Below are 14,578 nucleotides of genomic sequence, written 5' to 3'. Positions count from 1 at the left end.
CACTCCTTTATGCTCGGGGATATCCACTTGCACTCGCTCTTTAGCCCAGGCAACGATGCAAAGCCTGCAACAGACTCGCAAAGGTTACAGGTTTACCAAGATGCAAATTTATCCCTACCTCTTCACACTTTTGCAAGGTTTCCGGCAGGATATCTGCCGATAACGCAATAATAGGCACATCCCGCTGCGGACCTGATTGACTTCGAATAGCCTGAGCAAGAGCTAAGCCATCCATCACGGGCATGTGCAAGTCAGTAATGACTAAACCAAAATCCCCCGTCTGCAGCTTCGTCAGCGCATCCTTACCCTCCGGACTCAAAACCGCCGCGACCCCTAAACGCTTGAGCATTTGCATAATCACAAACTGGTTCACCTGGTTGTCTTCCACCACCAGTACCTTCGCCGCACCCAAACGCGGAAAGCTCTCCTCTTTTTTCTGTGCCTGCTGCGGGCGTTTAATCCGTCCTAACAACTCACTGCGGTTAAGCGGCCAAGTTAATGCTTCAACCCCCACGCCACGCTCATCTTCTAATTGGTTAAAAGGACGCAATACAAAAATTCGTTCGCCCTCTTTTAAGCCCATCTGTTGTCGCGGCACCTGCTGCCAATACTGCTGATCCACTAACAAATAGCCTGGACGACAGCTTTGCCATGCCTGCCACCACTCCCCTGCCGGCATCACCGGCAATACGCGAACAATGGCCCCTCGCCCACGCAGCTCCTGCGCCAGCTCTGTCGCCCTTGCAGGCGGCAACGCCAGACCAAGATTAATACCCTGCCAAATGCCAGGTTGTAGGCGCTGATAGGTTTTAATCGGCACACTAAAGAAGAACTCGCTTCCTACACCCTCCTGGCTACGTAAACTGATCGCCCCTCCCATCAGCTCTAATAAGCGGCTAGCGATACTGAGGCCCAAACCCGAGCCACCGTAGCGACGGGAAACAGAGCTATCTGCCTGAGAGAACGGCTGAAATAACCGCTCCTGAGCATCAGCGGGAATCCCAATGCCCGTATCCACCACCGCCACCTGTAACTCACCTAACTCACCTTGCTGCTGCCAGCTTACCCGCAGCTGCACCTCACCTTGCTCAGTAAACTTAATTGCATTACCCAGCAGGTTAAGCAACACCTGACGCAATCGTCCCTCATCCCCCCATAACCGCTCCGGCACTTCAGGGGCAATAAAGAGCTGCAGCTGTAAGCTCTTTTCCGCCGCGGCCATGGCAACCATTTCCAAGGCAGATTCATGCAGGTGATAAAGATCAAACTCATCCTCAACTAACGACAACTTACCTGCTTCCAAACGGGAGAAGTCCAAAACATCGTTAATAACATTGAGCAGCACTTGCGAGGAGTTATGAATCACTTGGAGCAAACGACGCGGTTCACTAGCGGTCACTTGCTGATTAAGCATTTCCGTCATGGCGATAATGCCATTCATCGGCGTGCGCAGCTCATGACTCATGGAGGTTAAAAAGTCAGTCTTCATCTTCGCCACCTGCTCAGCCTGACGCTTGGCCTGCTGCAGTGCTTGCTCTGCCTGCACAGCATCCGTCACATTGTTAAGTGAGGTCTGCACGGCGGCAATCTTGCCCCAGGCCAGTGGACGCACCTCCACCTCAAACCACCATTGTTGCCCATGTAAGTTCAACTCAAAGCGATTGTGACGCTCGGTCTCGATGGAGGCGTGATGGCTCAGGGATAGCAACTGGAGTAACACCGGGGCATAGGCTTGGGCGGCAAAGTCAGCAAAAGTATCGGCGAACGACCGATTAAAATAGAGCACCTCTTCTGCCCGGGTAATTAAAATTAACTGGGAGGCACCATCCAGCACCCGTCGGTACTGCTGCTCACTTTGCTCAACCTGGCGCCGCCGCTCTTCACTCTCTTTTTGAAAGTAATCAATGGTGGCTGCAATCTGATTCAGCTCATCCACTCCTCCCAAATCAAAATCCTGCTGCACCCCTTCCAAGCGTTGCAACATGACAGTATTCAGGCGGGTCAAGCGGTTACTCAGTGCGCGACGGATATAAAAAAACAATGCCACCACTAAGATTGAGGCAGCGCCGACACTGGCAGCAATCACCCCCAGACTTTGCTGGCGTCGCAGTGACAATGCGGCCGCCGATTCCTCAATCGCCGCTGCTGTTTGGTTTTGCAACAGACTGCTGGCCCGTACCCCTTCTTCCACCAGCAACCGTGCCTGCTGACCCAGACCTTGCACACGGCTCAGTACCTGCTGCTGGCGCTCCAGTAATAACAGCAACCCCTGCTCGCCCTGCACATAGGCCTGCAAACGGTGCTGCTGTTTAGTCACCCAGCCCTGGAGTGGTGGCGGGACGGCCTTGGCTAATGCAGTGCTTTGCTGTAACTCCAATAGCAACGCCTGCTTGAAGCTTTTCAACTCACGTAATGACATTGGCCCCAAACCAGCCAACAAGTGCACCATCAACTGTTTACTATGCTGACGCCAAGGCAACACACTGCCTGCACCCGCTTGTTCAGCGCGCTCTAGCTCATCCACCCAGTCACGCAGCTCCCGCACCTGAATTTTCACTCCCTGCGCCAGCTCTAATGCGATCTGCACTTGTCTATCGAGTGCCTCCACGGAGCCACGCAACGTGACTAACAAACCAGCCGAACTGGCAGCCTGCGTCCAATTGGGCGCACGACTAACCAACGCTTCCTGCAGAGCTTCCACTTGCTGAAGGTGCGACTCAATTTCCACCACCACCAAACGTCGCAAAGGGGGGCTATCCACATTTTCCAACCGCTCTAACAACGGCAACAGTTGCTGCAATGCCGTCGCCAATTGACTGGCACTGACCATCTTCGGCATCGCGATCGACACTAACTCATCGACCTGCTGCTGGTAGCGCCTCATATCGTAAAGATAGAGCCCGCCCATCAGGAACACGGCAAGTAGCATCGACAGCACCCCAGCCCCCACCTTAGTGGCGATACGTCTAGACCAGGGTAAAGCAACCATTGGGGTAGCCATTAGCACCTACTATTTCAGTACTTTCCAGCGCCCTTCCAGGCGTGGAGATATTTCAGCCTGCTGCTGGACATAGGCAGCGACAACCTCCCACACCTGCAAACGCTCATAACTTGGCGTCAAGATTTTGGCTGCATTTAACATGGCAAAATCATCCCCCCCAGCAATTAAATAATCGTAAGTCGCCACTCGATAATTTTTGGCTAACTCAAGTGGCTTTCCCGCCACCGTCACCGCTCGAATACGCTGTCCTTGGGGTGCCAACGGCTCCCACTCAACTTGCATATTCGCCAATTGCAAAAAGCGCCCCTTCAGTTCGTCGACACGACTGACACTATGCTCCAGTGCCTGCCAAATCTGCTCGCCACTGAGCTCAACCAACACCACCTGATTAGCAAATGGCAACTCCCGCTGTAACAGTCCTCGGCTAATGGGGGTCTTCGCGGGGTACTGACGATCACCGCGGATACTACCGGCATTAAAGAACGCCAGCTCAGCCTGCACATGATGACGCATGGCATCCGCCACTAAATTGCCAAAGGCGGTTTCACCAGAACGAACGCTACTGCGACGGGTATCCAGTGGCATTAAGCTGATACCTAACTCGACACTGAGCAACGCATCTAAGCGCTGCTGGTAGTCCTGCACACGCTGGCTAAACTCCCGGCTGGCGCCTAAATGGCCGAGATAGCGAAGATGCGCTTCAACTTGCCACTCCTGCTTAGAACAACCTCGACACAGCTGCAGATAAACACCATAGGTACGCATGGAGCCTGTGGCGACTCGGATAAAGTCAGGTTCCTGACTTAATTCCAGCTGCTGTGAGCGTGCCTCCAGCAGCACACTAACCCCCAAATCCCGTGCCAGTTGGCGTAGATTGTCATCGGCAAAATCCGCCATCAGCACAACCAGTTCTGCACCCTGCTGCTTTAACTGAGCAACCTGCTGGCGCAGCACTTCTAATGGCTCCAGCACCTGAGTACGGGGAGCAAGGTACTCCGCTTTTACCTCTTCTGAGGTGACCGCCACGATGCCAATCCTAATCCCCCCCTTGCTCAGCAACAGAGATTGTTCACTGCCACGCAAAGGCTCATCCGCATGCATATCCAGCAGGTTAGCGGATAGCAAAGGAAAACTTGCCTCCTGCATCCGCAGGATCAGCTCATCCTCTAAATAAGCAAACTCACGCTTGGCAATAGCCATCGCATCGGGCTCAAGCATGTTCAACAAATCAATCATGTGCGCCCCTTTATCAAAGGACGCCAAGGTACTCGGCCCCAGCGAATCGCCACCGTGCAAAAACAGCACTGGCTCCCCTTGCCGACGTAGCTCCGCCAGCCAAGTCGCTAACTCTGCCAGCCCTGGTTGAGGGGCTAATACATCCGGCATATTGGCAACATAAACCAAATGCACCCGATCCACCGCCCAACTTGCCCCTGTGAATAACCACAACCCCAGTAACCAACCTCGCCAACTCCTGATCTTCCCCAGCCATGCTCCTATTCTGTGCTTGCCCATCGCAGCCTCCCTCATGATCTGCTCCGCCTACAATTAGATTGGTTCAAGCTCAGACCAAGCACAATCAGAGCGGCAAGATAAGAGGGGTCTTTGACATCCAAAGAGGGGGATATTTCGCTCACTCCCTTAACCCGCTAATAAAAACCACCTGGGCGCTACAACGGTTGGCACACTGATATTGGATATGTATAATCGCGCCCGCCGGGCCTATAGCTCAGTGGTTAGAGCAGGGGACTCATAATCCCTTGGTCCTAGGTTCAAGTCCTAGTGGGCCCACCAGATTCAAAGCCAGTGTTCATGTGAGCACTGGCTTTTTTCTTTTCCTGCTCCATCTTTTTTCTTTGCCTCTTTTCACCTTCCATCCACACCCTAAAACTCTGGCCTCCTAAGCTGCCGCAAAGCAGCCTAGCACCCAGCTCAACTTGCCGACTGCTACCTCAACTTCTACTTTTAATACAGTGTCTGCTGCTTGCTTGGGAGCCTTGTGCATCCTGTTTGATCATTTATCCAGCATCCACTGACTAGCAAACCCCTTAGTTCAACTTGTATTCACACTGGCACTAACAAAGAGGATCACCCCTTACTGGGTCAGTCCAGTCTAGCGATACAGCCTGCCCCTGCTTTGCTGCCCTTTATCCAGGCAACTGGCTCAACACGACGGTGGCACAGCGGTTGCAGTCTCCTTATCAGCATAAGCGCTATGGTGAGCGCTATATCGCCCTTACTCAGGCCGCGTTGCCTAGCCAATAAAGAGGACACTCCTCCATGATCAACAGATGGAACGACTACGAGATCAACGGCTTGTTTGATGAGTTGATCGACCACCAGGGCGCCCCCAGACAACCCGCCGAAAAACTGATCAGCTACCTTAACAGCCTGGATAATGAAGAGCTGGAACAACGCCGCCTGATGGCGGAGGCCACCATCCGTGAGATGGGCATCAGCTTCACCGTCTATACCGAAGAGGGCAATATCGACCGTGCCTGGCCCTTTGATATCGTCCCCCGGGTGATTGCCGCCAGCCAGTGGCGTACCACCGAGCGTGGTCTCACCCAGCGTCTCACGGCATTAAATCGCTTTATTGATGATCTCTACCATGATCAGCAGATCATCAAAGATGGCATCCTCCCGGCCCACCTGATTGAACACTCGAAAAACTTCCGCCCCGAATGCGTGGGCATTAATCCCCGTTTTGGCGTCTGGGCGCATATCTGCGGCACCGACTTGGTGCGGGATGTGGATGGCCAATTCTATGTGCTGGAGGATAACCTGCGGGTGCCTTCCGGGGTGTCTTACATGCTGGAAAACCGCGCCATTACCAAGCGGGTACTGCCGGAGTTGTTTGAGAATGACAACATTCTGCCGGTCAACACCTACACCTCCCAGCTGTTTGATACCCTGGCGGCGCTCTCGCCCAGGGAAATTGAACAACCGGAAATCGTGGTGCTCACCCCCGGTATCTTCAACTCTGCCTACTTTGAACACGCTTTCTTAGCCCAGCAGATGGGGGCCGAACTGGTGGAAGGTCGTGACCTGTTCGTCGCCAGTGATGACTGCGTCTACATGAAAACCATCGAAGGCCCCGAGCGGGTGGATGTGATCTACCGTCGCATTGATGATCTTTTCATTGATCCGGAAGCCTTTATCAAAGACTCCATGCTAGGGGTGCCAGGACTGATGCGGGCCTGGCGCAAGGGCAATGTCGCCCTGGCCAATGCCCCAGGCGCTGGGGTAGCCGATGACAAGGTGATTTACGCCTATGTGCCGCAAATCATCGAATACTATCTGAACGAAAAGCCCATTCTGCCCAACGTCAAAACCTTCCTCTGTGATGATCCGGAGCAACGCGCCTATGTGCTAGCCCATTTGGACGAGTTGGTGGTCAAACCCGCTAACGAGTCCGGCGGTTACGGCATGCTGGTTGGCCCCCACTCCACTAAGAAAGAGCAAAACCTGTTTGCCAAACTGATCCAGGACAACCCACGTAACTATATCGCCCAGCCCACCCTCAGCCTTTCCACTGCCCCCACTCTGGTGGGCAAAGGCCGGTTTGAGCCGCGCCACCTTGATCTGCGCCCCTTTATTTTGCAAAGCGACAAAACCTACGTCACCACCGGCGGCCTCACCCGGGTAGCGATGCGCAAGGGCTCCTTAGTGGTGAACTCCTCCCAAGGCGGGGGCAGTAAAGACACCTGGATTGTGGAAACGGAGGTATAACCATGCTGTCGACTGTAGCCGAGCGTATTTACTGGAGCGCCCGTTATTTAGAACGGGTAGAGAACACCGCCCGTCTGGTCAGCGTCTATGACAACCTGTTGTTCGACCTGCCACGGGACATCAATATCAGCTGGTTTAACCTGGTCACCATCAACAGTGGCGAAGATTTGTTTAACGAACGCTACAAGGTGCGGGACGAGCGCAATGTGGTGAAGTTCACCCTCGCCGATGACACTAACCCCAGCTCCATGCTGTCCTCCCTCAAGATGATCCGCGAGAACATCCGCACCACCCGCGATGTGGTGCCTCAGGATACCTGGGAGCTGATTAACGAGCTGGATCTCTACGCCAACAACAATATCAACTACGGTATCAACCGCAGTCAGCGCCATGTCTACCTTGATGAAGTCATCAAAGGCTGCCAGCAGATCAACGGCCTGCTGAGCGGCGAAATGAGCCGCGATGCGGCCTGGCAGTTCGTCATGCTGGGCCGCAACCTGGAGCGAGCCGACATGACCACCCGTATCCTCGATGCCGGCGCCAGCATTCTGATGCAACCCAATGAGGGCAACAGCACCAATCTCGCCCAGGTCATCTGGGGCAATGTGCTGCGCTCCCTCAGTGGTTACCTCAACTACCGCCGTGCGGTACGCACCTCGGTACGGGGCAACCAGGTTGCCCACTATCTGCTGGAAGACCCGCACTTCCCGCGGACCCTGCAGTTCTGTACCGAGATGATGCGCCAGGCCACCCTCAAACTACCCCACGGGGAGGAAGTCCTGCCGGAACTGAAAAAGCTGGCCGCCAGCCGTTATGCGGTGGATGAACAGCTCGATTTTGGTGCCGACTTCCACGACTACCTTAATGATCTGCAACTGCAGCTCGCCGACCTGCATAGCTGCATTACCCGCACCTGGTTTAACTTTGACTCCCGCAATGGAGGTGGCAAGGCATGACCATTCGGGTAGCACTGCAACACGTCACCACCTATAAGTTTGACCGTCTGGTGAACCTCTCCCCGCATATTTTACGCCTGCGACCCGCGCCCCACTCCCGTACCCATATCCATGCCTATTCATTAAAGGTCACCCCCGAACAGCACTTTATCAATTGGCAGCAGGACCCCTTCGGCAACTATCAGGCTCGCCTGGTGTTTCCGGAAAAAACCAAGGAGCTGAGCGTGGCGGTGGAGGTGATTGCCGATATGACGGTGATCAACCCCTTCGACTTCTTTATCGAAAGCTATGCCGAGCACTTCCCTTTTCGCTATGACGCCCAACTGCGGAAAGAGCTGATTCCCTATCTGGAGTGCGAAGAGGCCGGGGCAAAGATGTCCGCCCTGATCGACAGTGTCAGCCGGGAAAAACGCGCCATGATCGACTTTTTGGTCGATCTCAATATCCGCCTGAGCCAACTGATTCAGTACGGCATCCGCATGGAGCCCGGTATCCAAAGCTGTGAAGAAACCCTCAGCCTGGGCAAAGGCTCCTGCCGCGACAGTGCCTGGCTAATGGTGCAATTGTTGCGTCACCTTGGCCTGGCGGCACGCTTTGCCTCCGGCTACCTGGTGCAACTGTCCGCCGATGTTAAGGCCCTGGATGGCCCCTCCGGCCCGGAGCAAGACTTCACTGACCTGCATGCCTGGTGTGAGGTGTACATTCCCGGGGCAGGCTGGATCGGCCTCGACCCCACCTCCGGCCTGCTGGCGGGGGAAGGCCACATCCCCCTTTGCTGCACCCCTGACCCCATCTCCGCCGCCCCCATTACCGGCTTTACCGATCAATGCGAAACCGAGTTTGAGTTCTCCAACAAGGTCACCCGTATCCTCGAAGATCCAAGGGTCACCAAGCCCTACAGCGAAGAGCAGTGGCAAAATATTCTTGCCCTCGGCCATGCGGTGGATCAGCGCCTGGAGCAACAGGATGTACGCCTGACCATGGGGGGTGAGCCCACCTTTATCTCCATCGACGATATGGACTCCGCCCAGTGGAACACCCACGCCCTGGGAGCCGATAAGCTGCGACTGGCCAAAGACCTGTTGCTACGCCTGCGCCAGCAGTTTGCCCCCAACGGCGTGCTGCACTACGGCCAGGGCAAATGGTATCCCGGTGAAGAGGTGCCACGCTGGGCCCTGAGCTGCTTCTGGCGCACCGATGGCCAACCGCTGTGGCAGGATAAATCCCTGCTGGCACGGGTGGATCAGGATTATCGCCACGGCATTGAGCACGGCCTGGAATTTGGCCAACAACTGTGCCAGCAACTGGGACTGGCAACGGACTATCTGTTACCCGCCTACGAGGACAGCCTCTATTACCTGTGGAAGGAGCAACAACTGCCCGCCAATGTCGACCCGCGCAAGGCCGATTTGGCGGATGCATTGGAGCGCAAGCGCTTGGCCCGCCTGCTCAGCCGTGGCCTCAACCAAGCCAGTGGCTATGTGTTGCCGTTACAGTGGCATCCCCAGCAACAACGCTGGATCAGCTCCCCCTGGCCCACCCGCCATGACCTGCTCACCCTCATTCCCGGTGATTCGCCGCTGGGCTATCGCCTGCCGCTTGCCTCCCTGCCCTGGCTCAGCCCGGAGGAACGCGAACAGGAACCCGAGCCGGACCCCTTTGCCCCGCACCAGCCCCTGGCTTCATCCCAACCGGCAGGCCAGGACCCACGCACCCTGATGCCGCCAGCGGACCCGCAACAAATCGGCGCCAAAGAGGTGATCCGTACCGCGCTCTGTATTGAGCCCCGAGAGGGCAAGCTGCACCTGTTTTTACCACCGCTGAATCAGCTGGAGCCCTATGTGCACTTGTTGGGGCAAATTGAAGCCTGCGCCGCCAAGCTGGGCTTACCGGTGATTTTGGAAGGCTACGAGCCACCCAAGGATGACCGCCTGCAACGCTTCCAGATCACCCCGGACCCGGGGGTGATTGAGGTCAATATCCACCCCTCCAGCAACTGGCAGGAACTGGTGCACCATACCCAGACCCTGTACGAGCAGGCCCATCAGGCTCGTCTCGGCACCGAGAAATTTATGCTCGATGGCCGCCACAGTGGCACCGGCGGTGGCAACCATATCACCCTGGGGGGGCGCACCCCGGCGGATAGCCCCTTACTGCGCCGGCCGGACTTACTGCGTAGCCTGGTAACCTTCTGGCAGCATCATCCTGGCCTGTCGTACCTGTTCTCCGGCATGTTTATCGGCCCCACTTCCCAGGCACCCCGGGTGGATGAGGGACGGGATGAGATGCTGTATGAGCTGGAAATCGCCTTCGCTCAAATGCCTGAGGGCCTGGTCCAGCAACCCTGGTTAGTGGATCGACTAATGCGCAATCTGCTGATCGACATTACCGGCAACACCCATCGCTCTGAGTTCTGTATCGACAAACTCTACGCCGCCGGCAGCGCCAGTGGTCGTCAGGGATTATTGGAGTTTCGTGGTTTTGAAATGCCGCCACATCCACAGATGGCACTGGTACAAACCCTGTTACTACGGGCACTGGTGGCGCGCTTCTGGCAAACCCCTTATCGCCAGCCCCTGGTACGTTGGGGCACCAATTTACATGACCGCTTTATGCTACCGCACTATGTCTGGGCGGATATTAAAGAGGTGGTGCAGGATCTGCAGCAGCATGGCATTCCCTTCCAGCTGGAGTGGCTGGCGCCCTTTGAGGAGTTCCGCTTCCCCCACTATGGCCGGGTACAGATTGACGATATCGAGCTGGAACTGCGTTGGGCGATTGAACCCTGGCATGTGCTGGGAGAAGAAATCTCCAGCTTTGGTACCGCCCGCTATGTCGACTCCTCAGTAGAGCGCTTGCAGGTCAAGCTAAGTGGCCTGACCGACGGCCGCCACGTACTCTGCTGCAATGGTCGCCGGGTGCCGCTACGCAGTACCGGACGCCAGGGGGAATATGTCGGAGCAGTGCGCTATCGTGCCTGGCAACCCCCTTCTGCCCTGCACCCCACCATTGGCGTCCATACCCCGCTAGTATTTGATCTGGTGGATAGCTGGAATGGCCTGTCGATTGGCGGTTGCAGCTACCATGTCTCCCACCCTGGTGGACGCAATTACGACACCTTGCCGGTCAATGGCAACGAAGCCGAAGCTCGCCGGGTCAAACGCTTTGAGGAAGGCGGATTTAGCCAGGGCCACTTCAGCCCACCGCCGGAATTCAGCGCAATCCGCCAGTTCTTCCCCCATCAACGCCAACCGGTGCCGATGGCTCCCCCGCCAGAGGAACCCGCTGGAGAATATCCGCATACATTAGATTTGCGCCGTCCCTATAAAGGCGGCTAAATGTCAGCTTCAAATCTTATGTAGTAGTGGATGCCCATGACGGAGTTACCCTCCCAGCCCAATCTACCCACTCAGGATGCCAGCCAGCCAGGCTGGTATCCTGGCGTAGCGGGTAGCTTCGACGAAGCCTTCGCCGCGGGCGGCCAGCCTCGCCAGCATTGGCAGTTCCTCTATGAGGCGATTAGCCAGATGGGCAACAGTGTGCTGGCTGAGCGGCAGAAGAAAGCCCAGCACATTCTGCGCGATGATGGCGCCACCTATAACCTCTCCGCTGATTCCTTTGCCCAGCAGCCCTGGGCGCTGGATGTGCTACCCAATCTGATTGATAGCCAGGAATGGCATCAGCTGGAGGCAGGGCTGATTGAACGGGCACAGCTGTTCGATCTGATTCTGAAAGACTTCTATGGTCCCCGTTTGCTGCTGCAGGAGGGCATCCTGCCGGCGGAAATCCTCTACGGCCATCCCGGTTTTTTACGCGCTTGCCAGGGTTTGTTTAACAGCCAAAGTCCGCAATTGGTGCTACATGCCGCCGATCTGGCCCGGGCACCAAACGGCCAATTCCAAGTGATTGGCGACCGCACCCAGACCCCCAATGGTTCCGGCTTCGCCCTAGAGAACCGCATCGTTTGCTCCAAGGTGATGCCCCTGCTTTATCGCAACCAGCGGGTGCACCGGCTGTCGCACTTTTTCCAGACCCTCAAACACACCCTCAGCGATCTGGCACCGAAAAAGACCGAAAGCCCGCTGATCGTGGTACTGACACCCGGCGCCTATAACGAGTCCTATTTCGAGCATGCCTACCTGTCCAACTACCTGGGGTATCCCCTGGTACAAGGGGGTGATCTCAGTGTGCGCAATGGCCATGTCTGGCTGAAATCCCTGCACGGTCTGATCCGTGTCGATGTCATTCTGCGCTTTGTGGTGGATCATCACTGCGATCAGGTGGAGCTGAGCTCCAACTCCCTGCATGGCGTACCTGGACTGCTGGAAGTGGTGCGGGCGGGTAATGTGGTAGTGAGCAATCCGCTGGGATCCGGGGTGCTGGAAACCCCGGCGCTGCTGAAATTCCTGCCGCAGATCAGCCGTTTTCTACTCGGCCATGAGCCCAAGCTCGGCTCGGTACAAACCTGGTGGTGTGGTGATGCAGAAGACCGCGCCTATGTGGAAAGCAACCTACAGGATCTGATCATCAAGCCGGCGGTACGCCACTCCCATAAGCCCAGCATCTATGGCCATCGCCTCAGCGAAAAAGACCAACAGCGGGTATTAGCAGCAATTGAGCGCGCCCCCCATCAGTATGTGGCCCAGCCATACCTGGCTGCCTCCCATGTGCCTACCTGGCATGAGCAACAGCTGCACTCCCGCCCGGCCCTGCTGCGTACCTTTGCCGTTGCCTATCAGGACAGCTACACCCTGATGGCTGGAGGCCTGACCCGAGTAGGGCTCTCGGATCAACAGTCACTGGTGAAAAGCCAAGGCAGCCCGGTCAGTAAGGACACCTGGGTACTGGCGGACGAGCATGAGCAAGTACTGGGCGCCAGCAGCGCCAGCACGCCTTTCCAGGACGTGGCTCAACAGGTGATTCTGCCCAGCCGGGTACTGGAAAACTTCTTCTGGCTCGGTCGCTATGCTGAGCGGGCCGAGGCCAGCCTGCGGTTAATGCGCACCCTGCTGCTGCAACTGAATAACCTTGATCCCCTGCCGGAACAGGGCATGGCGATGCTGTATCGCGCCCTTTCCGGTCAGATTGCGCCCCAGACGGACGCGACATTCAGTGAAGCAGAGTTGATCCAATATGTGTTGGATGCCAAGCAACCCAACTCCATCCGCGCTACCCTCAATGCCTTACTGAACTGCACTGAAGAAGTGAAGGAAATGTTGTCGGCGGATACCCGTCGCATCGTCAATGACCTGCGCGATCACTTAAAAGAACTGGATCAGGCCTTTGCCGAGGGATTGCCTTCTGCCGCCGAGGAAAGCCTCGATCCGCTGGTGACTTCCCTGTTGGCCCTGGCGGGGCTCAACAATGAAAGCATGTTGCGTGGGGTGAGTTGGAAATTCCAGGAAATGGGCCGCCGCACCGAGCGGGCACTACAGATTGTCAGCCTGCTCAACGCCACCCTGACCGAACGCCTGGATGAGCTGCCCCAGCATCAGATGCTGGAGTCGGTTCTGCAAACCATGGAGGCGATGATCTCCTTCCGTCGTCGCTACCGCTCCCGCGCTAAAATCGAGCATGGCCTCGACCTGCTGCTGGTCGACCCCAGCAATCCACGCTCATTGCTCTATCAATTGGAACTGTTGCGCCGTTATCTGGATGAATTGCCCCAGCCGGTGGGCTTGCCCTCCCAACTCCCGCCAGAGAAACGTCTGGTATTGGAGGCGCTTAGTCAGGTGCAGTTGGCCGATCTGGCCATTCTCGCCAGCAGTGAGGAACCCTCCGGCAAACGTGCCAAGCTGCAGGCCTTTACGCAGCTGCTGGATCGCCGCCTGAAGCGCTTTGCCACCCAATTAAGCGATAAATACTTCGACCACACCGCTGGGCCGCAACAGTTGGTGCATTCCCAATGGGAGGGCGAGCTATGATCTACCGGGTGCGTCATCTGACCGAGTATCGCTATCACAGCCATGTTTCCCTGTGCTACAACCTGGCCCACCTCGCCCCACGGGATACCCACTACCAGCGCTGTTTAAGCAGTCGGCTGGAGATCAGCCCACGTCCGGCCTATCAACAGGCGCGCCTGGATTACTTTGGTAACCATGCGCACTATTTCTCGATTCAGGAGGCGCACCAGCTGCTCAGCATCGAGATCATCAGTGAGATCGAAACCGATCAGGGACGCGAATCCCTTAACCTTGATCTAGGTATCAGCTGCGCCCAGGCCAAACAATTGCTGGCGGCACGGCAACAGCCGGAGATAATTGAGGCGCTGGAATACTGCCTCGACTCGCCGATGTTGGAGCTCAGCCCCAGCCTGCGCCAACAGCTACGTGAATTTGCTGAGCCCTTTTTCCAGCCAGAGCGTCCGTTACTGTCCTGCGTACGTGACTTTAACAGTCATATTTTCCAAGGTTTTAAGTACGATCCAGGTTTTTCCAGTGTGGCCACACCACTGGCGGAGGTATTTGAACATCGCAAAGGGGTCTGTCAGGACTTCGCCCATCTGGCCATTGCCTGCCTGCGGGTGCTGGGTTTTCCGGCGCGCTATGTCAGCGGCTATCTCGAAACCCTGCCCCCCCCCGGGCAGGAAAAACTAGTGGGGTCAGATGCCTCCCACGCGTGGTTTGCGGTCTACTCACCCGGTGAAGGCTGGTTTGAATTTGACCCCACCAACGACATCATGCCCTCGGAGCAACATATCACCACCGCTTGGGGACGGGATTATGCCGATGTCACTCCCTTAAGAGGGGTGATTTTTGAAGGGGGCGGCACCCAGGCGTTAAAGGTCGCAGTGGATGTCATGCGGATCAGCTGATTCCTACCCTACCCCAACAGGGCAGCAGCAGTGCCGTAGAAAATAAAGCCGGACAACACTGCCCGGCTTGCTAGC

Annotated in this window: 7 protein-coding genes and 1 tRNA gene; 6 read left to right on the top strand and 2 right to left on the bottom strand. The window is 56.4% G+C overall.

Going from position 1 to position 14,578, the window contains the following annotated elements:
• Window positions 1-40 precede the first annotated feature (40 nt).
• Window positions 41-3,001, bottom strand: a complete 2,961-nt coding sequence (locus tag Q334_RS0116550; protein ID WP_081414498.1) for a hybrid sensor histidine kinase/response regulator — start codon at window positions 2,999-3,001, stop codon at window positions 41-43.
• Between the two features lie 9 nt (window positions 3,002-3,010).
• Complete coding sequence (locus Q334_RS0116545; RefSeq protein WP_162157443.1) at window positions 3,011-4,516, bottom strand: bifunctional metallophosphatase/5'-nucleotidase; 1,506 nt, start codon at window positions 4,514-4,516, stop codon at window positions 3,011-3,013.
• A 203-nt stretch (window positions 4,517-4,719) separates the two neighbouring features.
• On the opposite strand from Q334_RS0116545, the gene Q334_RS0116540 reads away from it, so the two are divergent.
• From Q334_RS0116540 to Q334_RS0116505, 6 genes are all read left to right on the top strand, one after another.
• Window positions 4,720-4,795 (top strand) — tRNA-Ile (locus tag Q334_RS0116540).
• A gap of 486 nt (window positions 4,796-5,281) precedes the next feature.
• The gene (locus Q334_RS0116525; RefSeq protein WP_027314176.1) at window positions 5,282-6,733 is read left to right on the top strand and encodes a circularly permuted type 2 ATP-grasp protein; all 1,452 of its coding nucleotides are present in this window, start codon (window positions 5,282-5,284) and stop codon (window positions 6,731-6,733) included.
• A gap of 2 nt (window positions 6,734-6,735) precedes the next feature.
• On the top strand, window positions 6,736-7,689 hold the full coding sequence (locus tag Q334_RS0116520) for an alpha-E domain-containing protein (protein WP_027314175.1): 954 nt from the start codon (window positions 6,736-6,738) through the stop codon (window positions 7,687-7,689).
• Window positions 7,686-11,027 (top strand): transglutaminase family protein, encoded by a 3,342-nt coding sequence (locus tag Q334_RS0116515; protein ID WP_027314174.1) that lies wholly within the window; start codon window positions 7,686-7,688, stop codon window positions 11,025-11,027. Before Q334_RS0116520 ends, Q334_RS0116515 begins: the two co-directional genes overlap by 4 nt.
• A gap of 36 nt (window positions 11,028-11,063) precedes the next feature.
• Window positions 11,064-13,613 (top strand): circularly permuted type 2 ATP-grasp protein, encoded by a 2,550-nt coding sequence (locus Q334_RS19610; protein ID WP_051527894.1) that lies wholly within the window; start codon window positions 11,064-11,066, stop codon window positions 13,611-13,613.
• The gene (locus Q334_RS0116505) at window positions 13,610-14,503 is read left to right on the top strand and encodes a transglutaminase family protein (RefSeq protein WP_027314173.1); all 894 of its coding nucleotides are present in this window, start codon (window positions 13,610-13,612) and stop codon (window positions 14,501-14,503) included. Before Q334_RS19610 ends, Q334_RS0116505 begins: the two co-directional genes overlap by 4 nt.
• Window positions 14,504-14,578: the final 75 nt, after the last annotated feature.

It is taken from the genome of Balneatrix alpica DSM 16621 (genome assembly GCF_000619885.1).
Classification (GTDB): Bacteria; Pseudomonadota; Gammaproteobacteria; order Pseudomonadales; family Balneatricaceae; genus Balneatrix; species Balneatrix alpica.
This window is presented reverse-complemented; position numbering and strand designations above follow the sequence as displayed.